This window comes from Neobacillus sp. NPDC093127 (genome assembly GCF_044754175.1).
Classification (GTDB): domain Bacteria; phylum Bacillota; class Bacilli; order Bacillales; family Cytobacillaceae; genus Neobacillus.
In genome coordinates, this window is record NZ_JBIVOP010000006.1 from 13,050 (window position 1) to 35,972 (window position 22,923).

The window sequence follows — 22,923 nt, forward strand, 5'->3', positions numbered from 1 at the left end:
TTTCTACAGCATACATTTTGATTTACAGTCAAAATAGTCTTCCCACATTCCAACGAATAAGAATAAGGCAAAAATAAAGCCATTAACAGGAAGAAATGATGAGAGGTTAAAGGAAACAATCAAACAATAAAGATTGTAGACCATTAGACCAGCTAACAACAGCCAGCGTAAATGCCAGAGAAGTCTTTGAACTGTTTTTGCCGTTTTAATTTTCATTCCTTGCTTTTCCTTTCCATTTATAAGGCAGCTTAATCATTGTTTCCGGAATATCAATCTCGTTTAAAAAATGGATTGCATCAAGAAGGATTTGCGTTTGCATGTGCTGTTCACCCGCTCTGCCAAAGCTCCTCCCTAATGGAAACCGTAAATGCAATGACCTCGGAACCCTTACTTTCTCGGTTAATTCCGCTAAATGTGTAATCGAGATGGTTGGTATCCCCGCCTTTTCAAGAGCAAATTGAATCAATCCCACGGATTGATGGCAGATATATCAGCCGGGATTCAAGATAACAGCATCTACCTTATCTTCTCTCAACTGTTTAAGAATGACCGGAATCGTTTCTTCTACTAGTGGTGTTGTATTGGGGATATAGCCCATTAAGCCGTAGTGTGTTCGGGCAGCACCGCCAATGATTCCATTCAAAGCCAATTCTTTTAAACGGAATAACGGAAAGACACAATTCACATCCCGGTCGGCATCCGTTCGGTCAAAATGGGTATGGCTGATCATCAAATCTTCTTCTGCTGCTGCCTGAGGTATGAACCGGACGGTAGGATCACCGGCCTCGACATCAAAAACAGGCTGTGTCTTCAAATGGACACCTGCCGTCGTGATTAGGGCAAACACGGCCTCATTGGCTGGTTTGGTAAACCTCGTAATCGGGATATCCCCTTTAATAGGCTGAACCATATGTTTGGCCTTTTTACTGACAATTGATTCAATCAACCGATTTCCGGATAATTTCACCTTTCCCCCCCCATTTCTGCCATCCAAAAAATAAGCCAATATAATAGAAACGCCCCAATTTTAATAATGAGGCGTCTTGCTTAATTCTAATGATTAACCCTTTTTTATCCAATTTAGCAGCCATTACCCATTTGCTCCTTGTTTGCCTTTACCTCTGGCCTGTAATTTTGGACGAAGAATCATACCGATGACGGCAAGGGCAATGACAATGGTAAAGATGAAAAACAATATCTTCACTGTGCTCGTGGCATTTTGACCAAGATAGGAATAGAGAATTGTCGCTGGTAACTGTCCTATTCCCGTTGCCCAGAAAAATTGCCAAAAAGATATCGAGGTCACACCAGCAGCATAGCTGACAAGGTCAAATGATACAATCGGAACAAGTCTGGCAATAAAGACTGCGTGTTTTCCATACTTTTCAAAAAATTGGTCCCACCAATTTAAGGCTTTCTTCGATACCAATTTTTCAACAACAGGCCGGCCTAAAATTTTTGCCAAATAAAAACAAAGGACTGCCCCTGCCATAGCACTGCTCCAGGAGAGGACTGCTCCCCATACCCAGCCGAATAATAACCCGTTCGTAAATGTAATGACAAATGCCGGAAGCGGTGCAATAATCGCTTGAAACACCATTAATAATCCTGACACGACGGCGGCAAGCGGTCCAAATGAAAGAAGATAATCTCGAAATCCCTCTACATCCGCATCTTTCAAATATCCAGAGGCTTGATTAAATAAATCGCGGATTTCACCTTGTCCTAAATATACTAACAAGAAGAGAGCAATTAAGCCAAATAAAAACATAATACCAAACTTTTGAAACCGTGATAATTGATTCCATCCTTTATTAGAAGCGGTTTTTGTTTTCATTTTTTTACTGGACCATACAGCAAATACCAAAAAGGCAATTCCGGTTGGAATTAGGAAGATGAGAAGGCTGTTCATCACATCAAGTGTGAACATTTCTTCTAAAAACAGTGATTTCCTTACTACATAAGAAGGGAGGATGGAAAAGCTCCCCCCGGTAATCGTGATAACAGCAGTAACAGCTATACTTAAAATACCAATCACGGCTGAGAAACGGGCCGACTCCCAAATAGCAAATTTTTTCGCATTCAAAAACGTTGTTAAAAAATAAAACCATAAGCCAGTAAGCATCGAAATTGTTACCATGTATTCACTGTCAAAACGCATATCGAGCCAAGAATTTTGAAGCAACAGGATAGCAACTGCTAATCCAATTAAAAAGTATAAAAATACCGCTGCAACCAATTGAATGAAGGCGCGAATAATGTTTGTCACCTTCTTCCCCTTATTACTATTAATATAAATCCCTTTGCGGTTTAAATTATATAGAAATGTTCGGTGATTATAAATTCAATTTATCTATTATATCAATGTAGATTAATCGATTTTTCGAATGAAATGAAGTTCAACATTCTTAATAAACGGGAAAGGAGCCCATCATTTATGATGGACTTCTTTATGAGGCGAGAGTATTTATAATTCAGTCCGGATATCCCATAATTCCGAAAAGAACCGATGTTCAAGTACCTTTTTCAAATAATTTACTCCTGAAGATCCGCCAGTTCCCGGCTTGAATCCGATGATGCGCTCAACCGTCTTCATATGGCGAAAACGCCATTGCTGTAACCAGTCTTCAATGTCCACAAGCTTTTCAGCCAACTGATACAAATCCCAATATTGATCAACATTTTTGTATACTTCCAGCCACGCTTTTTTTACAGATGCATCGTTTTTGTAGGGAATCGAATAGTCTCGATTAAGGACCTCTGGATTAATATCGAATCCTGCCTTCGCAAGCGCTTTAATGGATACATCATAGATACTTGGCGCATGAAAGGCTTTTTCTAATTGACTGTGAAGACCAGGATCCTTTTTATATATCTTTAAAATATGGCTTGTTTTATAGCCAAGGGCAAATTCAATCATTCGATATTGATAGGATTGAAAACCAGAAGCCTGACCCAAGGAATCCCTAAATTCCATATATTCCGCTGGTGTCAGCGTGGAAAGGACATCCCAGGCAGATATGATTTGGGATTGAATTTTGGATACTCGCGCTAATCGCTTAAAAGCAGTTGATAATTCATCCCGTTGAATACACTCGATTGCTGAATGTACCTCATGGAGAATCAGCTTCATCCAGAGTTCACTTACCTGGTGAATAATAATAAAAAGCAGTTCATCATGATGATCCGATAATCTTACCTGACTAGACAAAATTTTATCTAAGGATAAATATTCACCGTAGGTCATCGTGTTTAAAAAATCCGTATGAATATTTTTTTCTGAGTCAGCTGCGGATTTCTCATTACCCTTCTTTTCATCCAAGTCTTTTCACCCCTTAAATGATATTGCGCTTATAACACGCCATATAATACAGGTAAGTTTATATGACTTTGGTATTGTTCATTATGGAATATAGATTGCTTAACAATCATGGTTTCAGAATCTTCATATGGATTTTTTCCTGTATTGGTATTCGGAAAAGCAACAAACTTATTAGAAGAGGTAATTGAAAATCGAATTCTACCACCTTTTTTAAATGTATGAGCTATGTTTTGTAGAAAAATAGTGTATTTTTCAATCTCCCCTGGAGTGAGCAGTTCAGGAGCATCGTAGCCATTACGATATTTTGCCCTGACAATGTAGTCGGAGAGCCGAATCGAATTTCCGGTTTCATCAACCTCGCTCAAGGTCACAACCCAATCGGTATCGAGCCCCGTACTGGAAGCATAGATTTCAGCAGATAGTTCCCCGGCAATCGCCACGTCTCCCTTTAGAACCTCACTTGTATAAACGAGAATATCATTTCTAATTTCAAATTTATTGAGAATTTCCGGCTCTCTTTCACCGCTAAATTCAAACGGATGATTGGGATTATAAATAAATGAATCTTCCGGAGACACATCTGGCGGTGAAGTACGTAACACACCATCGCCATTGCTGGAATTTGCCTGCCCATTACTAGCTAAATAAAATTTGGTTACCGTCGCCTCTTCAGGTGTCCAATTGTTGGACGTCCTCCATTCATTATCGCCAACAAGGTAGTAGGTTGCTCTTGGTTCGTGATCAATTCCATTTTCAATCCCTTTTAAAAAGCGGTCAAACCATCTAAGCACCATGACATCATAATCATAAACAACGGCATCATTGCTAAAACTAGCACCTTGATAATCCCTAGCCCTGTTTGGATTGTGTTCCCAAGGCCCCAGCCAAATTTTTCGATTAGCAACATTGTGTTCGGTTAACATTCTCCACGTTTCAGAAACACCAGGACTATCGCCATCATACCAACCCGAGATAACAAACATGGGAACTTTTACTTGGTCACCTCGTTTGGAAAACGTACAATTCTCCCAAAACTCATCATACTCAGGGTGTTCACTCCAAATATCCCATGGACCGGAATTCTTCCCAATGATTTTTTGCGGAATTTCCTTAATCGGCCTAGCATCCACTGCTTCCTCAACACTCACTGTTTGCCCCGCAAATATTTCAAAATCCGTTCTCGTGCCAACTGATTGCGCTAATGTCCAACTTAACAATGGCCAGGAACAAACGGTTCCGCCTCTTCTTACTGTATCAATGAAGGGGGAACCAACATTTACTTCATCAACCACCGCCTTTAAATTTGGATGTCCGCTTGTTGCCGCCGACACAACAACATAGCCCAAATAAGAAGCTCCCCACATCCCAACATTTCCGTCCGACCACTCTTGTTTGATGATCCAATCGATTGTGTCACTGCCATCATCTCGTTCATGATAAAATGGCACCAATACCCCTTCCGAATCAGCACGGCCCCTTACATCCTGGTTCACTACGGCATAACCTTTGTTAACCCATCTCATTAAAAATTCCTTTTTTCCATTCCTGTCATAACACGATCTTATAAGGATGGTTGGTACCTTTTGACCCTTTTCAATCCCCTCGGGAAGATAGACATCTGTCGCTAATTTAATCCCATCTCTCATTGGAATTAAATACGTTCCACAATCATTAATTCCAAAATCAGCTTTTGATAACAACGGGTCATCGTAGACAACTAGCGGTGTCAGTTTTTCAAATCCTTCTTTTACAATGACTTCCATCCCATTTCGATTTGGACAGACAAAGGCAATGATTTCTCCTTCCACCGTGACGATATCTAATGCTGTACCATTTCTAAATGCCCAAACCTGTGATGTAAGCTGTTGCCCTCCGATAGCGGCTTGATATGTAAGATGCTTTTTATATAAATCGCCATTTTCTAGGACAACTATCTCTTCTGTCCACTGCGCCTTTATATAATGATTAATATTTTCATAGATTTTCTGAAAAGGAAGATTTGCTTTAAGGTTTGCTGCAATAACATCTTCCTGCATTTGTGTTCTTTGACGCCGGTCCACTTTCGCATGCATGATATTTTTTTCAGTAAAGTGAATTTTCCCCTCATACACTCCTGAACAATAATAATTAAAAATCGTTGTATTTATATAACTACTCATTCTCCCAATCCCTCCTATTTTCCTTGTTTTATCCACAAACTTCTTCAAATACTCTTAACCAATTGCCGCCGATAATTTTTTGGATTTCTTTATCTGAATAGCCTCTAGCTATTAATCCTCTAGTAAAATTGATAAAATAGCTGTATTTTTCGAAGCCAATAATACTTTCGGTTGAGGGGCCATTCCCCTTTGCAAATCCTAATTTAGGAGCAATATTTTCCTTGAAGTAAATCAATGACCATGTCACATCACTCATCGGCCAATCAGTGCCTATCCCTACATGATCAACACCTGCCAAGTTAATGATGTAATCAATATGATCTAAAACATGGTTAATTGTCGTTTGATTAGGATCATCGTGTACAAACCACGGCATCGCAAAGACGCCAATCACACCACCAGTATTTGCAATCGCCTTAATCTCCTCATCGCTTTTACAGCGCATATGATTGAAAATATTTTCAACCCCGGTATGCGAAGCAATCACAGGTTTCTTAGAATACCGGCAAGCGTCAAGAGTCGTTTGTTTTCCACAATGTCCCGTATCTACCATGATTCCGAGTTCGTTAAGCCGTTCGATAAAGGTAATTCCGAAATTGGTAATCCCGGCATTTGATTTTTCAGCACAACCGGCCCCTATGTAATTTTGTGTATTATAAGTTAATTGGAGGACCCTCAATCCAAAGTCATAGAGTGCCTCTAGTAATTCTAAATTTGTTCCTAACCCATGTGTTTCTTGAGCGGTAATAATACCTGCTTTTAGGTTTTGCTGTTTAGCTGCTATAATCTCAGCAGCGGTTACCGCTTTGCGTAACCAAGCAATTGAATCAAACTGTTGTTGTACTTCGGCCATACTCATAATGATGCTTTCAGGACTTGATAGATTTAATTGTCTATTTCCAGCGGTAATTCCTGACTGGTACCATTCATCTTTAAATTCGGGAATCTCATCATTCACTGACATTCTTGAAATCAACTTACTTGACATTCCACTATATGTCATCATGTCGTCTTTAAAGGGTTCGCAGCGATCCTTTAGGTTGTTTGAAATTTCTTCTGGAATTGCACTTGGTGATAACGGACCTTGAAATAGCATATCGATAATAATCGAATTTTCATGCAGCAGTAATGCACGTTCTTCTTCCTCATTTGTTAAGTCAAATTTGAACAATCCTTGTTTACAATTAATCATCATTCATACCGCCTTATATCGAAATTTCCGTGCCTTTATTTAACCTTACTGCCTCTTGATAAATGAAATTAGCTGCTGCTAAGTCTTCAATTGCCAGCCCCAGTGATTCAAAAATGGTAATACTGATCTCCGATTTTCTCCCCTCAATTTGTTTGGTTAACAGCTCTCCAATTTCTCCAATAATATGAGTTTGAGCAATCACTCCCTCTTTTAATGGGATAAGAAAATCTCCCGATTCATTGATTGCTGATTCTAGCCGATCAACATAGAACTTTGATTTTTTAACTAAATCAGTATCTAGTTCTCTATCATTTGGCTGACAAGCTCCAACTGCATTCACATGTGAACCAGCTTTAACCCAATCACCCTTTAGTATCGGTACTTTCGAAGCAGTTACAGTACAGATGATATCTGCATCATAAACTGCCTCTTTTACTGAATCACAAACTTGAATTGGGACCTTGAATTTTTGAACCATTTCTTCTTGAAACAATAGCGCTTTTTCTTTCGTATGGCCCCAAACTTTTACTTGTTTGATCGGCCGAACTAACAACATTGCTTCGAGATGACTCCTAGCCTGCTCACCTGTTCCTAAAATACTTACTATTTCTGAATTTTCTCTCGCTAAATGATTAGTGGCAATGGCACTAACCGCTGCCGTTCTTATCGCGGTTATTTTCTCACCATCTACAATCGCCTTTAACCTACCGGTAATTGAGTCAAAAACTAATACGGCTCCCTGATGTGAAGGCAGCCCATTCTTATTATTTTCGGCATAAACCGTAATAATTTTTGTGCCCACTACTTTTTCTCTCTTCCAATATCCCGGCATTTGTCCTAAAACATTTCCCTGTTCAATCGGGAAAACAGACCGTAATTCCTGTATCGCTTCGTTCCTTGTTAAATCTGCCAATACTGCTTCTAACACTTTCATACAGGATTTAATGGTCAATAACTCTTGTACCTCATCCTTACCTATTGCTAACAAAAAACTCACTCCTAGCATTCATCCTTTATTATATTTATTAGCCCTAACTTTTTTTCATTTGAATTCATTATATACTCAGTTTTCGAAAAATTAAATTTTATTTCAATAATAATAAATCTTTGAAGACATTGAAAAACCCGAAAAATAGACATGACTTTCATCGTGTCCATTTTTCGGGTTAATGATTTTTTTAATCAGGCCCAATTATTTAGTAGTAAGTGTGTCAGTAACTAATTTAGGAAATATTCTTTAATTCCTCTGTTAGTTTAAGGAATAGCTCCTTATTTCCGTCTTGTAATGTTTGGTCGATTTCCTTGCGGATTTTCTCCCGTTTGAATTCAAGGAGGGCATTTTTAAGGAACATTTCTGCTACTACAGAATCTGCGTTCTCATCGGAATGTTGTGGTGAATTTAATAATTTCTTTTCCATGGAAATCAACTCCTTAAGCTTTTTTTCATTATACAAGGAGTTTTCTAAAAATTCAAATATTTTATTTTGGAAATTCAAAAAAAATTTGGTAATAGGAACATCATTTTTTTTATTTTTGCTTTTACAATACCAACTTTTTAAGTGTAAGGACCTGAAAATGGGGAATATTATATTCAACTATTTTAGATAGGGGCAGGAGGAAAAAACTGATGGAACAAACTGAATCAATTGGTTATCTGCCGGTAAATAACATTAATGTTTTTTATGAATTTTATCCTAATCAAGCATCGGATAAGACGTTTGTTTTATTGCATGGGTTTCTGTCTTCCACCTTTACATTTCGCCATTTAATCTCACTTTTGAAAAAGGAGTACCAAGTGTTATCTATTGATCTTCCCCCTTTCGGGAAAAGTGCCAAATGCAATCAATATGTCTACTCTTATAAAAACCTTGCCCAAACCGTCATCAAACTAACTGAATCTTTCGGCTTAAAGAAAATGACTTTTATCGGTCACTCTATGGGCGGACAAATCGTTTTAAATATTCTTCATATGATGCCTGAGCTCGCTGACAAAGCAATTCTACTTTGCAGCTCGGCTTACCTAAAGCGGTCAAAATTGCCGTTAATTCTAACCAGTTATATTCCGTATTTCCACCTTTTTGTGAAATACTGGTTTGCTCGAACAGGCGTGAAAAAAAATCTCCAGGACGCCCTCTATAATCACTCGATTATTAATGATGAAATGATTAACGGCTACCTGCAGCCCTTTTTGGAGGATGAAATTTTCGTGGCCCTGACTAGAATGATTCGACACCGCGAGGGTGATCTTCCGGCCGAAGTCCTTCACCAAATCAAAACTCCCTGTCTTTTATTATGGGGTGACCATGATAATTCGATGCCGCTTAAAGTCGGCGAAAAGCTTAACAAGGACTTGGTTAACTCTAAGCTGATTGTCTTAAAAGAGACGGGCCATGCCCTCCCTGAAGAACGACCTAACGAGGTGTACGAATATATAAAAAACTTTTCAGGGAATTTTCAATTGGCGGCCGATTAGTATTCGCTCATCTCGGTTAAATAAAAGAGCCACTAAGCTTGTCATTCAGAACAGCAAGCTTAGTCGCTTAAACAAAAACAGGAAGACCGTACGGAATGCCCGATTACTTTCGTAAACTACTTGAATTATTTAAACCATCCCTTTTCTTTCGACTGGGTTATGGCTTCGATGCGGTTTTTTACTTCAAGTTTGTCTAGGATAATGGAAATGTAGTTCCGGACGGTTCCAGTTTTGATACTGAGCTCTTCAGCGATTTCCTTCGTGTTCTTTCCATCTGCGACAAGTTCTAACACTTCTTTTTCCCTGTCGGTCAATGGATTTTCTTCTCCGTAGACATCGTCCATCAGTTCGGGAGCAAAAATTCGTCTGCCTGCCATCACACTACGGATGGACCCCGCCAGTTCTTCACTTGGACTATCCTTTAACAAATAGCCGCATACACCAGCCTTTAGCGCACGTTGAAAATAGCCAGTTCGGGCGAAAGTCGTTAAAATAATCACTTTACAGCCAAGACCTTTAAGCTCTTCTGCTGCTTCAAGACCGCTCTTTCCAGGCATTTCAATATCCATGATACAAACATCCGGTTTAAACTTTTTGACAAGTGTTACCGCCTCTTCCCCGTTTGATGCCTTGCCGACTACCTCCATATCCTCTTCCAAATTAAGCAGCGAGCCAAAGGCTCCTAAAAGCATTTGCTGATCTTCAGCTATAACGATTTTTATCATTTTCAATCCTCCTCCAAACTCAGCTTAGCGTCATTCGGTACTCTAATAATTAAAGTAGTTCCTTCATTTGTCAATAACTCAAGACTGCCATTAATAAATTCCAGCCGTTCTTTCATACCAATCAGGCCGTGTCCTTCAGCCAAGATTTCTTTCTCACCTTTGAACAAACCGTCATCGCGTATCGTCAGCACAGTTTCCTTCCATGATTGCTCAATAGAAATAAAACAGGAAGTTGCCCCGCTATGTTTAACCACATTGTTTACGGCCTCTTTCAAACACATGCTTAAAATATTCTCGGTTAACAGCGAAACATTTGTCAGCGTGAATTCGCCTTCACTTACAAACTTTATTTGGGCAGCATCAATAATTTGATTAACGCGAAGAATCTCATCCTTCAAGCGAATTCCGCGCATCGAGGACACCATTTTTCGTACTTCGCTTAACGCTGTCCTTGCCGTTTGCTGAACATCCTTCAATTCACTTCGTGCCTGCTCAGGATCTTTCGAAATGAGTTTTCGTGCCAAATCCGACTTCAAGCCAATTAGGGAAAGCTTTTGTCCAAGGGTATCATGAAGGTCTCGGGCAATCCGCTGTCGCTCCTCTGCTTTGACGAGCTCAGAAATACGCTTATTTGCATCCTCAAGTTTTTCTTCCAGCTGGCCCCTTTCCTTCCGATTGTGAATACTAAACGGAAGGAGGATGACACTAATCCAAATGATGATAACAAATGGTAATTGCTGAAGAAATAATTTCTCATGCATGACAATGTTATAGTTAATCGAAGCGGATGTACTAATTAAATGAATAAAATACAAAGTAAGAAAGGCGATCCGATCTTTAATATTGCCAATAAAATAAGCTAGGAAAAAGGCAAAATAAACATAGCTGAAAAGGCTTGTCGCTGTGATGGATATCCCTATTAGGATTAGCGTCCAAAGATAGACCGGCCAGCCTTTTGATATAAAGGCAATCCGGTAAAGGATAAAGAACACTAGCGTAAGTAAAATCCCGACAATAATTTGTATCGTTGAAGGGGATTGAAAAATAAAGTAAAACGGCAAGATGCAAAGAACTGTCCAAATATAAGGAGCAATTCCATTGTTTTTTTGGAAAGTCATATACCTTTTTATCATTAACGAAACCTCTTTTTCACAAAATCCTTTACTCTTCTATCATACCTTAAAGTACCATTGTTTTTCTCCTTTGCACAATTCATTTTAAATAAAAAGATCTCTCCTTATACCACGTCAAACTTTTTAAACAATACATTTCAATTTCCTCATTACATGTAATTTACCTTTATATGTAATGTTTTGTCAGCGAGGAAAATACAATTAAATAGAATCTAGCACATGATTATACCATACAAATAATGGGAACAACGTTTATAAAAATCAGCTTGGAGGAATGAATCATGAGTGAAGTATTCCATAATTGCTCCGGAATTCCTTATTTACGTCTTGGTGCTGGTGAGCCTTTGGTTTTTATTCACGGCCTTGAGGAAATAAAAGAGGGCTGGGCAAATCAGTTTGAATTTGCCGACCAATATGAATTGATTATCCCTGATTTACGCGGACATGGTGAGTATCAATCACCGGGAGAGATTTCGATTACAAACTTTGCCATGGATGTCATAAGTCTATTGAAATGCCTTGGATTTGAAAGTGCCCACATCTGCGGTTTGTCTATGGGTGGTATCGTCGCGCAGGAAATTTACCGCCAGGCTCCTGAAATGTGCCGCTCGCTAATGCTCGTAAGCACTTTTCATTATGCTCCAAAACGGCTGGGAAAATTATTTTTAAAACACCATCAATACCGAACGGAAAACAAATCTTCAGATATTTTGAGAGAAACAGCAGCGAAGGTTTGCCTTTATTCTTGGTCAAAGGAAAATTTTGAAAGCTTCTCACGGTTTTACCAGCCAAACCGTAAATATTATGGCAAATCAATGGAAGCATGCCTTAACGTCAATAATTTACGGTTGCTCCCTAAAATTAATATACCGACCTTAATTATTGGCGGGCAATATGATTCAGTGATACCGGTATGGGTTCAATTCATGATGCATAAACAAATTCCCCACTCCGAGTTTGTTATCTTTAGGAATACTGGCCACATTGCCAAGCTCGAGGCAAAAGACCCCTTTAATAAAGTCCTTCGTAACTTTTTAAATCAACACAAGAAGTCAAGTTAGAGAGGAAGGGGCGGTTCCTTCCTCTTCACCATTTCCAAGCCATTATAAACAGAGAAACTTGCAGCTTTTTTTTACTCAATTATTTTCTTTATCCGATATCTGCCTTCACCTCATTATCATTTCGTAACTTCTGTTACATTTTTCATGAATTTTTGAAATGGCAGCATCGCTGTTTTTACTTGCTTTGAAAATAAATTTAAAAACAATTTTTGATTTTCGTATAATACATTAGTCGTTTTCTTGATACTGTTTACATATTTCTCTCTGCCCTTTTTTCGTAAAGAAATATATTGATCGATTGCGGCCAAATATTTATCCAATGCTTCTATTTGACCAATGGTTACCTTACTAATAGGAGTTACTAACAGGGAAGCGGTTTTATTTTGGAAATCTTCTACTACTTGATTGATTTCCTCATACGACTTAATAGGGAAGAAATGCTGTAAAGTTGTTGTAGTCGCCAATAATTCCTCCCGGGCAGCTTGCTCCCAATCCTTTAGTTCCATCGTAAATTGCCCAGCAATCGTCAGGATACTTTCTTGATTTTGTTTAATTCTATCCACATAGCTCTTGGCTGCTTCTAGGAAAAGTTCATCCCGCTTGTTATAACGCTCTGCCCATGCATCTAATTCATCAAATCCCAGCTTCCAAATAAGGTCAAGACTTGAAAGCTGTTTTTCTTCATTTACCGCGGATTCCAGCGTATCAACTTCTGCTACCTTTTTTTCAGTCATTGTAAATTCTCCTCCGTCTTTAGATTCTTCATAAAACTCCTCTTAACTGACTGGTTGGTATGTTCATCTAAACACAATAACTGGAAGCCATCAAGACAATTACAGCGAAAGTCAGAAAAGTTTCAAAAATGCCAATTATGAAGGGGTGTCAGGCACCACAAAAAGACATTTGTCCGCGTGAGGTGGACACTGGAGATATACCGCATCGGTTTTATTCTTTTTGAGAAGGCATATAGTAGTATGCTGGTGGTTTGGCAATATCTCTTCCCTTCTTTGTTCTTTGCGCATGCACACCATCATATAATCTACTATTATCAGATGAAAAGGAGTGTCCTACATGCCATCTACCAATGCAAATGGTATTGATCTCTATTATGAGGTTCACGGTGAAGGAGAACCGCTATTATTAATTATGGGATTGTCGCTCAATTCAAAGTCATGGTTCAGAACTCTGCCTGCTCTTAGTGAACACTACAAAGTAATTATTTTTGATAATCGGGGAGTAGGGTTAAGCGGTAAACCCAATACCCCATATTCCATTGAGCTTATGGCGGAAGATGCTCGGTCCGTCCTGGATGCAGCTGGTGTTGAATCAGCTCATGTATATGGTATTTCCATGGGCGGCATGATTGCCCAGAGGCTGGCACTTAAATACCCTGAAAGGATCCGTTCCCTGATCCTAGGATGTACAACCTCCGGTGGTGAGAATCATGTACAACCTAGTGCTGATGTCTCAATGCTCATGCTCTCAAGGGCCTCTTCAATCGCAACACCGGAAGAAATGGCCTGGGCGACAGCACCAATCCTTTACAGCCAAGCTTTTATAGAAAATCAACGCGAATTAGTTGCTGAGGATATTCAAAAACGAATAGAGCTGCCTGTTCTTCCATATGCATACATGCTCCAGCTTCAAGCATGCTTGGCCCATGATACCTATAATGAGATTGAACAGATTAAGGCTTCGACCCTTGTCATTCACGGTGACGAAGATAAACTTGTACCTTACGAAAATGGGGTGACCTTAGCAGAGAAAATTCCGAATGCCGAATTTATGGCCATCCAAGGCGCAGGGCACATCTATGTAACGGAAGCAAATGATTTAGTGAATAAAAGAGTGCTGGATTTTTTACACAATTTATAAGTTAATAGCTGTGTTAAAGCACATTGTTTATTTTGAGCACAATGTTTATTGGAGTGGAAGGCGCGAGACTCCTGCGGGAGCAGCGGGACAGGTGAGACCCCGCAGGCGCTTTAGCGCCGAGGAGGCTCACCGCCCGCCCCGCGGAAAGCGAAGCGCCTGGAACGGAAATCAACATTCACTTTTAATACAGCCAAGTTAATAAAAAATGCCCGGTCTTAAATAGTTGACCGGGCATTTCTTATTAACTTTTTCCAAAGGAACCTTGGCTAGCCGTGTTATCCAAGGTTCTTTAAAGACAAGCATTAGTGAGCCTGAATAGAGAAATCAATCGTTTTATAGGCTACCAAAAAGGTTGCCAATGAATAGACGGCCTCATTTAAACCAATTATGAAAATCGAGCTTCCGAAAATAAAGATATTAAATAATAGGACATATTGTCCAATGGAAAAAGGGGAACGTTTACTAAACAGGATTGCTAATACCTCTGTCCCATCTAAGCAGCCGCCAAATCGAATCGTTATTCCTACCCCTAAGCCTAAAGCAATGCCGCCGAGGATTATCACTAATATTGGATTATTTGTTAAAACAGGAAAGGGTTCTAATATATACGTTTCCAGCGATAAGACAACAATGGCGAAAACGCTTAGTATTAGGAACCTTTTTCCTAAGAAAGAATAAGCGATTAAGAAAAACGGAGTATTCAATAGCAATAGAAACAGGCTCACTTCCTGACTTGTAACATGTGATAGAATAATGCTAATCCCGATAATTCCCCCATCAATCACAAGGTTTTTAACCAAAAATAGCTGCAGGGACAAAGCGACAAGCGAGGAGCCGAAAAAAACAAAACAACCTCGCTTATAAAAAGACATATCACTTGTTCTACTATAATCAATATAGTATTTAACTCTTCTTCTATACATTCCTGTCCCCTTTAGCACCACTTTACATTTTATGGGTTTTGGTGCCTGACACCCATTGTTTAAAACATCAAAGTTACTTCCCCTTTAACATATGAAAGACTTGCTCGACGTCTTTATCACCGCGGCCTGATAGGTTTACGATTAGCACATCATCAGCTGCTAGTTCTTTTGCTAGTCTCATAGCGTAGGCTACTGCGTGGGAGCTCTCCAGTGCAGGGATAATGCCCTCTGTTTTGCTTAATAGTTGAAACGCCTCCAATGCTTCTTGTCCGGTAATTGTCACATACTCCCCTCTTCCGCTTGTTTTCAGGTAGCTGTGCTCCGGTCCTACACCGGGATAATCCAACCCGGCAGCAATCGAATAAGTTGGTTTAGGTTCACCAGCATCATCCAACAATGTTAAACATTTGAACCCATGGATAACTGCAGGAACACCTTCTGTCAATGTGGGTGCTTCCGCCGGTTCCACCCCAATTAAGCGGACATTTTTTTCATCAATATAGTGGGCAAACGCACCGATAGCATTACTGCCGCCGCCTGTACAAGCAATTACCGCAGTGGGTAGCTTTCCTTCTTTTTCAAGCACTTGGCGTTTGGATTCTTTACTAATGATTGCTTGAAAATGCTTAACCATCGTTGGATATGGATGCGGACCAACCGCCGATCCCAGCAGGTAAAAGGTATTTTTATAGTTTTGAACCAGATCACCTAATGCTTCATCGACAGCATCCTTTAAGCGGCCCTGCCCCTTTGTGACAGGAACAACCTTGGCCCCTAATAACTCCATTCGAAAGACATTCAGCGCTTGGCGTTCGGTATCCAGTTGGCCCATATAAATAATACATTCCATCCCAAACATCGCACAGGCAGTTGCCGTTGCTACACCATGCTGACCGGCACCGGTTTCTGCAATAATCCGCTTCACTCCCATCCTTTTCGCTAATAATATTTGTCCAATGGCATTATTAATTTTATGCGCACCTGTATGGTTTAAATCTTCCCGTTTCAAATAAATTTTTGCCCCGCCCATCTGTTTTGTTAAATTTTCAGCAAACGTTAACGGGTTTTCCCTACCAATATATTCTTTTAAATAATAGTTAAATTCTTCAATGAACTCCGGGTCGTCTTTATACTTTAAAAACTGTCTCTCCAACTCGTTCATTACCTGCTGCAGGTCTGGAGGAATAAAACTGCCGCCAAACTCTCCAAAATACCCTTTACTCTCTACGCTCACTCTTTCCATTCTCATCTCGACTCCTTCTAAGCTATTAAATTGATTCAGTCAAACCCAATATAGTTGACTGAATATTAGAATTAATTTTATCACCTTATTCTATTTCTGCAAACTTTTTAAATAAAAAACTATCATTAGTTTCAAATCCCAACCCATGCATGGAAATGTATTTTATTTGAGTGGTAGACCAACATAATAAAGGCGGTGTGAGCAGAGCTTGGCTTCACCTATTCAAAGTACGAAATGTATATTTTCACTTCGACTGGTTATACCGATTCGTTTATGCGGCGCTCCGCCCCTTTTCCACAAAAAATTAAAAGTGTGGCATAAAAAGCATATGCCACACTCCTTCCTGCTAGATTTTGTTTTCGTTATTCGTATCTTAGTGAATCAATCGGGTCTAGTTTGGCTGCCTTATTGGCTGGAAGGAGTCCAAACAAGACTCCAATAATCATCGAAAACAACACTCCGCCTACTACAACCTGCCATGATACCAAGGATGGCCAGCCGGCAAAGTAGCTGACAATCGTGGACGTTACCCAGCCGAGAAAAATTCCAAGGATACCGCCGATTAAGGTTAAGGTCATTGATTCAATTAAAAATTGTGTTAACACCTGTCCGCGATTTGCCCCAAGTGCCATACGAATCCCTATTTCCCTTGTCCGTTCTGTTACGGAAACAAGCATAATATTCATGACACCAATTCCGCCAACAAATAAGGAGATACCAGCAATACTTCCAATAATCAGCGTCATTATTTTAGTAACCTGACCGACTCCTTGAGCGATTTCTTCCATATTAATAACTTGATAGGACTTTTCCGTATTATGCAAATTATTTAAAAGTTTAGCCGCCTTTTTACCCGCCACTTGGAGCTGCTCAGCGGAAGCTGCTTGAAGAGTTACCTGGGTAAAGTCACTGCTTCCAAAAATATTTCTCCATGTTTGGAAAGGAAGATAAACCTCCATGGAGCCAAACGCCAGCAGACCAGTAGGCTTTTCTAAGACACCGATAATTTCAATCGGCTGATTGGAAACCATGATGATTTTTCCAACAGGATTCTCCTCTTTAAATAACTTCTCTTGCAATTTATTGCTAATAATCCCCGCACGACGGCCGCCGAGAAAATCAGCAGAAGAGAAGCCTCTTCCCTTTTCTACTTTCAACTCATTCAATTGCAGGTAGGCCTGATTAATTCCCGTTGTCGACACATCGGTTGAATCCGTTTGAAATCGAGCAGACGAAAATTTCGTACTTGAGGCGACAACCCGCTTAATTCCAGGTATTTGTTCAAGGGCACGGATATCCTCTTGCTTAAACGGGGCCTGCTGGAAGACATTAGGATTTGCCCGCATTTCTTCGTCTGACGGCTGATAAAACATTTCAATCGTATTGCCGGGACCGGTAATTTGTGCCTTTAGCATGGCTTCACCGCCCTGTCCGATTGCCACAACGATAATAACGGCGCCGACACCAATAATGATTCCCAGCATTGTCAAAATACTGCGCATCTTATGGGCTTTAAGGGAACTTAATGCCATCCCAAGGTTTTCGATAAAACTCATCGCTGCTGCCCCCTATCCATCGCAGCAGGGAACTGGAGCAATCCATCCCTTACCATAATCGTCCGATTTGCATATGCCGCCACTTCAGACTCATGAGTAACGACGATAACCGTAACGCCTTCTCCATTAAGCCCGAGAAATTGTTCCATGATATCCTTACTTGTTTTCGAATCAAGTGCCCCTGTCGGTTCATCTGCTAAAATAAGTTTCGGCTTATTTACAATCGACCGGGCGATGGCCACCCGCTGCTTCTGTCCGCCAGATAGGGCATTGGGAAGGTGATCCATCCGGTCTCCCAGCCCTACTTTCAATAATGCCTCTTCTGCCCGGGCCCGCCGCTCTTTTTTGGATATACCCGCATAAATCATCGGCAGTTCAACATTTTTTAACGCTGTAAGCCGCGGCAATAAATGAAATTGTTGAAAAACAAAGCCAATAGATTGATTTCGAACCCGCGCCAATTCCTTTTCGGAATAATGTGATACATTTTCGCCGCCCAGGTAGTACTCTCCCTCAGTTGGTTTGTCCAAACAGCCAATAATATTCATCAAGGTCGATTTCCCGGAGCCTGAAGGACCCATAATGGCAACAAATTCACCTTGCTCGATTTCAAGGCTTATTCCGTTTAACACATGCACACTTTCTTTTCCAAGTAAAAATGATTTAGTAATCGAATCTAGCTTAATCATTTAACTGTCACTTCCAGCCCATTCTTAAGGTTGTCGGGCCCATTCACAATCACTTTGTCTCCTTTTGAGACCCCTTCCAGGATTTCAATCTTCTCTCCGGATGTAATACCCGTTTTCACGTTTTGCTTTTGGGCTTTTCCATCCTTTACGATAAACACATAAGGCTTGTCACCATCATCATGAACTGCATCGATTGGGAGCACCATGGCAGACTTTTTATCTGTTTCAATTTCCATAATCACCTGGAAACCTGGTTTTAAGGTCAACGCGCTTCCAGATATTTTCACGGTAACAGGGTACTGTACCGCCTGGCTGCCGTTTTGCATGCCCGCTTGGCTCTGCTCCGGGAGAACCGCAATCTTTATAATTTCGCCCTGCCATTCCTGCCCCGGTACTGCGTCTGATTTTAAAATAACCTTCTGCCCGCTATTCGCCTTTAATGTGTCGTATTCAGATAACAGTCCCGATGCTGTCATCCCTTCAAGCTTACCAATATGTAAAATCGGGTCAGCCATTGCACCAGTACTAGAAACTGAAACTGGCTTTTTTGCAGCCAAAACGACACCGTCTATCGTACTCTTAATCTCTAATTCAGCTTGGCGCTTGGCTATCAAATCCTTTTGGAGCCCGGTTTGCTTCAAATCCAAATTGGCTAGTTTCTTTTCCATTTCCAGCTGTTCGAGTTCCGGTGCAAGCTGTTTCTTCGCTTCCTCTTTTCCAACCTGGTCAGAGAGCGACTTTTCTTTGTCCTTAAGTTGCTTTATTTTTTTATCGATTTGGTTAATTTTCAAATTTGCTGATTCAATCGCAATTTTATTTTGCTCTATTTCTAATTCCAGCTGAGGATTTTGCAGTTTAGCCAACACGGCTCCTTTCTTAACTGTCTGCCCCTCATCGACTAGCAGTTCCTTCAGCTCCCCTTTATCCGGTGCGGCATAAACGATTTGTTCGTCTTGAAGTTTTACTGTACCAGGTACCATCAACAGTGATGATATTTCTTCCTGCTGGATTTCTGTTGTTTTAACCGTAGGCCCTTTGGCCAAAACCTGCCGGTATACACTGACAGAAATCATGATGATAACTAAGCTGACAACACCAAGCGCAATCCATGTTTTCTTTTTCATTATAATTTCGGCGCTCCTTGAAATAGAGTCCCAACCAAGCCAAAGCCCATCCCAATTAAGAAGAAGGCAATCGCAATCGTCCAGGCCAGCCCTTTAGAAAATTGCGCTGTTTTATGAAGCCCAAGTGCTGTCAGGATAACTCCCCATATTCCAAACACCTCAACGGAACTTAAAACACCAGCTTTATCCAGATTCAGAAAACCTGCTAAGCTAGTAATATATATTTCTGGTTTCCCGCCGATGATAAACCTAACCGCCATATTGATAATCAGCCCCACCGCGGCAATAATTGCAATATAGGTATTCATGGAAAATAACTGTTTAAAGGAAACAGCTGAATTGGCCATTTTTGCAATGATCAAAAGAATAGCACTGCTGATGAGAATAGTAATGCCAGGTGATAAAGCACCCATTACCACTGCCACAACCTTTGTAAATGTTAAAATTATTTCAACTTGATCTTTCGGGAGTTCTTGACCATTAAAAATGGATTCATCAATGGAATTTGCCATTAATAACGATCCTGCAAAATATAGGATACTAATAATAATGAGCGGCACCCAGATTCTTGGATTTTGCTTAATCCTCTCAAACTGTAAACCCGGACTTGTAAACATGCCCAATAACTTCGGACTCTCTTTCACCGTGTTCATATCTTTCTCCATTTCCATCAAAAAACACACCCCTATCCATTTATGTAAAAGATTCCTATTAATAATACGATAAAGATTGCAGAAAGTTTCATTTTTTTCAGCTGTGCCTAACACCATCATCTTTTCTAAAAAAATGATTGACTGACTGGTCACTCAATTATAAAATGATTCAGCAGGAATTAGGGCAAAATAATCCTCATCTCTCCCCTGCACATTTAATAGGAGTCTTGTGAAAATGATTAAAACCTAGAGAGGAGATTTTAAATATGGGAATACAAGAACAAAGAATAAATACAAAACTAGTCTTAACCGGTCTTATTATCGGGATGTTCTTTAGCGCGCTAGAACAAACCATCGTGGGGACAGCGATGCCGACAATTATTTCGGAATTAAACGGCTTCACTATTTTTGCCTGGGTTACAACTGCTTACATGATTACCTCAACCACGGTTGTACCGATTGTTGGGAAATTATCAGACCTCTACGGCAGACGGTTTCTTTACCTATTAGGAACGATTATCTTTATTATTGCTTCAGGTTTGTGTGCGACTGCATCTTCAATGGAACAGTTGGTCATTTACAGGGGCATTCAAGGAATCGGCGGCGGAATGATTATGCCGCTATCGCAAACAATCATTGGGGACATCTTTACGGCTGAACAACGAGCTAAGTGGCAGGGGATTTTTGGTGCTCTATTTGGATTAAGTTCTGTTATCGGACCTTTTTTGGGCGGTCTAATTGTAGACCATATTAGCTGGCACTGGGTTTTCCTGATTAATGTACCATTTGGACTGCTATCCGCTCTGTTAATCTTTACCGGATTGAAGCATGAAACAGTTGCGAAAAAGGACAAAGTGAATATCGATTATTTAGGCATAATTACCTTAATTCCCTCGATCGTTTTACTATTACTTGGACTTACCTTTGGCGGCGATAAATTTGCATGGACATCGATCACATCTTTCTTAATTTTCGGCGGGTCCTTGCTGCTATTCATTGTATTTGGATTTATTGAAAAGAAAGCTGCTGAGCCTATTTTGGATCTATCCTTATTTAAAAATCGCATTTTTGCGACGATGAATGGATTAGGATTCTTATTGGGCCTTGGTATGTTTGGAGCGATTATGTTCGTACCAATGTTTATGCAGGGGATTCTCGGTGTTTCACCAACCAAAGCAGGATCTACCATGACACCGATGATGATTGCCATGATTGTCGCTAGTGTTGTAGGTGGACAGCTGCTGCTTCGGTTCAAGTTCCGTACTGTTTTAACAACAGGAATGGTCCTCGCATCACTTGGCTTTTACCTAATGAGTACAATGGGATTGGAATCAAGTGTGTTAAACGCTTATGCCTATATGGTGGTTTTAGGGCTGGGAATGGGATTAGTAATGCCGACATTAATGATTGCCATTCAAAATGAATATCCAAAGTCACAACTCGGAACTGTTACCGCTGCATCAACCTTTTTCCGTTCAATCGGAGGTACCATTGGGATTACTGTTTTAAATTCTGTCATGAACCATTCGCTTGGAACAAAAATGATTCAATCGGCGAAAGAGACTGAAAATCCAATCGCACATGAAGCACTAAAGATTCTTTCTGAAAAAACTGATTCACTATTTAGACTTCTTCTTGATCCAAGTCTCTTAAAACTGCCGGAAGAAATTCAAAAAATCGTCATTCATGGCATTCAAACTGCTTGGACTGAATCCTTTTCAACCGTCTTTTTAACCGGTCTTATTTTTATTTCAATTGGTATCCTTGTTGCTTTATCTGTAGGCAAGGGACGGATTAAACGCGACAGTCAGCCTGCTGGTTCAGGTGCAACTGAATCCTAACCAAAAACACCCCCGCATGATTCAAAAATTGCGGGGTGTTTTAATTATTTACATGTTAAGCCTGCGATGTATTCGGGTGTTTAAACTCCCTTGGCAGTGTAACACCTGTCATATTTTTTACAAATAAATTAGATTGGTATGGCTGTTTGTCAAGCTTAACCTCATTATCATCCGGATGATAGTGAAAGACAATTTTAGTAATACTTTCGTCAGCGATCTTATGTAAAATAGTGTTCAACCCAACTTTCTCCTTACTAATCAAATCATAAAGATGTAAAACAGTATTTTCACGCTGGAAGATGACCAAACACTTTTCCTCTTCAAGGAAGTAGAGATCCTGATTGAAAACCATAAGACAATAAAACATCAGTAATTCCTCACTGCCCTTTGTTCCAAAATACTTTGAACCTGAAATCCGTTCAGCTGCTAAAGAATAGACAAAAGCTAAATCATCCGGCTTACTCCCATCTAATTTTCTCACCTTTGATTGCTCAGATGGAATGTGACTATAGTCCATTGAAAACTGTACTTCTGACACAGGGGTAAACCCAAATTTCGGATAAAAGTCTAATACTGTTTCGTTGGCAAACAAATAGATAAGATCAACTTGACTGAAATTCTCTAAGACTCTATCCATCAGCTTTCTCGCGAGCCCTTGATTTCGATAATCGGGATGTGTCATAACCGTCCCAATTTGCACAGCTTGTTTTTCCTCATTGTTAATCACCAAGGTTAAAAGATTAACCGATACATTCGCAACCACCTTGCCATTATCGACAAAAGAATACGGCTGATACTTTTCAGTCCAGAAGCCATGCTGATACCAAGTTTCAAACTGAATGCCAAAGGTACTGGCAGCCAGCTGGTTAAAGCTGGTCCTTAAAGAAAAGTTTTCTTTATAATTTTTCACAAAAGATAATTCCTGCAAAATAATTCAACTCCCAATGTTTCCTA

The 22,923-nt window shown here is 40.0% G+C and carries 23 protein-coding genes; 4 read left to right on the top strand and 19 right to left on the bottom strand.

What is annotated here, in order from left to right; all coding sequences use genetic code 11:
* Window positions 1–3: 3 nt before the first annotated feature.
* The 9 genes from ACIQCO_RS09975 to ACIQCO_RS10015 form a co-directional block, all read right to left on the bottom strand.
* Window positions 4–216: a hypothetical protein gene (locus tag ACIQCO_RS09975; protein WP_400428010.1), complete on the bottom strand. Its 213-nt coding sequence runs from the start codon at window positions 214–216 to the stop codon at window positions 4–6.
* The gene (locus ACIQCO_RS09980) at window positions 206–967 is read right to left on the bottom strand and encodes a glycine/sarcosine/betaine reductase selenoprotein B family protein (protein WP_400428013.1); all 762 of its coding nucleotides are present in this window, start codon (window positions 965–967) and stop codon (window positions 206–208) included. Before ACIQCO_RS09980 ends, ACIQCO_RS09975 begins: the two co-directional genes overlap by 11 nt.
* The gene (locus ACIQCO_RS09985; protein WP_400428016.1) at window positions 939–1,091 is read right to left on the bottom strand and encodes a hypothetical protein; all 153 of its coding nucleotides are present in this window, start codon (window positions 1,089–1,091) and stop codon (window positions 939–941) included. The genes ACIQCO_RS09980 and ACIQCO_RS09985 overlap by 29 nt, the downstream gene beginning before the upstream one ends.
* Window positions 1,091–2,269, bottom strand: a complete 1,179-nt coding sequence (locus ACIQCO_RS09990) for a TVP38/TMEM64 family protein (protein ID WP_400428018.1) — start codon at window positions 2,267–2,269, stop codon at window positions 1,091–1,093. The genes ACIQCO_RS09985 and ACIQCO_RS09990 overlap by 1 nt, the downstream gene beginning before the upstream one ends.
* Before the next feature lie 198 nt (window positions 2,270–2,467).
* A complete protein-coding gene (kynA, locus tag ACIQCO_RS09995) occupies window positions 2,468–3,322 on the bottom strand; it encodes a tryptophan 2,3-dioxygenase (RefSeq protein ID WP_400428020.1) in 855 nt (284 codons plus the stop codon).
* A gap of 29 nt (window positions 3,323–3,351) precedes the next feature.
* On the bottom strand, window positions 3,352–5,481 hold the full coding sequence (locus ACIQCO_RS10000; RefSeq protein ID WP_400428023.1) for a CocE/NonD family hydrolase: 2,130 nt from the start codon (window positions 5,479–5,481) through the stop codon (window positions 3,352–3,354).
* Between the two features lie 28 nt (window positions 5,482–5,509).
* Window positions 5,510–6,673: a dipeptidase gene (locus ACIQCO_RS10005; RefSeq protein ID WP_400428025.1), complete on the bottom strand. Its 1,164-nt coding sequence runs from the start codon at window positions 6,671–6,673 to the stop codon at window positions 5,510–5,512.
* A gap of 13 nt (window positions 6,674–6,686) precedes the next feature.
* The gene (locus ACIQCO_RS10010) at window positions 6,687–7,661 is read right to left on the bottom strand and encodes an ornithine cyclodeaminase family protein (protein WP_400428028.1); all 975 of its coding nucleotides are present in this window, start codon (window positions 7,659–7,661) and stop codon (window positions 6,687–6,689) included.
* 235 nt (window positions 7,662–7,896) lie between these two features.
* Entirely contained in the window at window positions 7,897–8,091 is a 195-nt protein-coding gene (locus tag ACIQCO_RS10015; protein WP_400428032.1) for an IDEAL domain-containing protein, read from the bottom strand.
* 209 nt (window positions 8,092–8,300) lie between these two features.
* On the opposite strand from ACIQCO_RS10015, the gene ACIQCO_RS10020 reads away from it, so the two are divergent.
* Window positions 8,301–9,146, top strand: coding sequence for an alpha/beta fold hydrolase (locus tag ACIQCO_RS10020; RefSeq protein WP_400428035.1), 846 nt, complete (start codon window positions 8,301–8,303; stop codon window positions 9,144–9,146).
* Between the two features lie 125 nt (window positions 9,147–9,271).
* Here the strand turns inward: ACIQCO_RS10020 and ACIQCO_RS10025 are convergent, their stop codons facing one another.
* Window positions 9,272–9,871: a response regulator gene (locus ACIQCO_RS10025; RefSeq protein ID WP_400428038.1), complete on the bottom strand. Its 600-nt coding sequence runs from the start codon at window positions 9,869–9,871 to the stop codon at window positions 9,272–9,274.
* A 2-nt stretch (window positions 9,872–9,873) separates the two neighbouring features.
* Window positions 9,874–11,004, bottom strand: coding sequence for a sensor histidine kinase (locus ACIQCO_RS10030; RefSeq protein ID WP_400428040.1), 1,131 nt, complete (start codon window positions 11,002–11,004; stop codon window positions 9,874–9,876).
* A gap of 281 nt (window positions 11,005–11,285) precedes the next feature.
* On the opposite strand from ACIQCO_RS10030, the gene ACIQCO_RS10035 reads away from it, so the two are divergent.
* Window positions 11,286–12,065 carry an alpha/beta fold hydrolase gene (locus ACIQCO_RS10035; RefSeq protein WP_400428043.1) on the top strand — a complete coding sequence of 260 codons (780 nt, stop codon included), beginning with the start codon at window positions 11,286–11,288 and terminating at the stop codon, window positions 12,063–12,065.
* Between the two features lie 116 nt (window positions 12,066–12,181).
* Here ACIQCO_RS10035 and ACIQCO_RS10040 read toward each other — a convergent pair whose 3' ends face one another.
* Window positions 12,182–12,799 carry a hypothetical protein gene (locus ACIQCO_RS10040; protein ID WP_400428046.1) on the bottom strand — a complete coding sequence of 206 codons (618 nt, stop codon included), beginning with the start codon at window positions 12,797–12,799 and terminating at the stop codon, window positions 12,182–12,184.
* Between the two features lie 337 nt (window positions 12,800–13,136).
* Between ACIQCO_RS10040 and ACIQCO_RS10045 the strand changes: the two genes are divergently transcribed.
* On the top strand, window positions 13,137–13,940 hold the full coding sequence (locus tag ACIQCO_RS10045) for an alpha/beta fold hydrolase (protein WP_400428049.1): 804 nt from the start codon (window positions 13,137–13,139) through the stop codon (window positions 13,938–13,940).
* 302 nt (window positions 13,941–14,242) lie between these two features.
* Here the strand turns inward: ACIQCO_RS10045 and ACIQCO_RS10050 are convergent, their stop codons facing one another.
* The 6 genes from ACIQCO_RS10050 to yknW form a co-directional block, all read right to left on the bottom strand.
* Window positions 14,243–14,863 carry a YitT family protein gene (locus ACIQCO_RS10050; RefSeq protein WP_400428052.1) on the bottom strand — a complete coding sequence of 207 codons (621 nt, stop codon included), beginning with the start codon at window positions 14,861–14,863 and terminating at the stop codon, window positions 14,243–14,245.
* A gap of 73 nt (window positions 14,864–14,936) precedes the next feature.
* Entirely contained in the window at window positions 14,937–16,106 is a 1,170-nt protein-coding gene (trpB, locus tag ACIQCO_RS10055) for a tryptophan synthase subunit beta (protein ID WP_400428055.1), read from the bottom strand.
* Window positions 16,107–16,468: 362 nt separating this feature from the next.
* Window positions 16,469–17,662 carry an ABC transporter permease gene (locus ACIQCO_RS10060; protein WP_400428058.1) on the bottom strand — a complete coding sequence of 398 codons (1,194 nt, stop codon included), beginning with the start codon at window positions 17,660–17,662 and terminating at the stop codon, window positions 16,469–16,471.
* The gene (locus tag ACIQCO_RS10065; RefSeq protein ID WP_400428061.1) at window positions 17,659–18,351 is read right to left on the bottom strand and encodes an ABC transporter ATP-binding protein; all 693 of its coding nucleotides are present in this window, start codon (window positions 18,349–18,351) and stop codon (window positions 17,659–17,661) included. The genes ACIQCO_RS10060 and ACIQCO_RS10065 overlap by 4 nt, the downstream gene beginning before the upstream one ends.
* Window positions 18,348–19,475 carry an efflux RND transporter periplasmic adaptor subunit gene (locus tag ACIQCO_RS10070; protein WP_400428064.1) on the bottom strand — a complete coding sequence of 376 codons (1,128 nt, stop codon included), beginning with the start codon at window positions 19,473–19,475 and terminating at the stop codon, window positions 18,348–18,350. Before ACIQCO_RS10070 ends, ACIQCO_RS10065 begins: the two co-directional genes overlap by 4 nt.
* Entirely contained in the window at window positions 19,475–20,146 is a 672-nt protein-coding gene (gene yknW, locus ACIQCO_RS10075) for a YknW family membrane protein (protein ID WP_400428067.1), read from the bottom strand. Before yknW ends, ACIQCO_RS10070 begins: the two co-directional genes overlap by 1 nt.
* 248 nt (window positions 20,147–20,394) lie before the next feature.
* Between yknW and ACIQCO_RS10080 the strand changes: the two genes are divergently transcribed.
* Entirely contained in the window at window positions 20,395–21,969 is a 1,575-nt protein-coding gene (locus tag ACIQCO_RS10080; RefSeq protein ID WP_400428070.1) for an MDR family MFS transporter, read from the top strand.
* Window positions 21,970–22,024: 55 nt separating this feature from the next.
* Here ACIQCO_RS10080 and ACIQCO_RS10085 read toward each other — a convergent pair whose 3' ends face one another.
* Complete coding sequence (locus tag ACIQCO_RS10085) at window positions 22,025–22,897, bottom strand: GNAT family N-acetyltransferase (protein WP_400428073.1); 873 nt, start codon at window positions 22,895–22,897, stop codon at window positions 22,025–22,027.
* Window positions 22,898–22,923 lie beyond the last annotated feature (26 nt).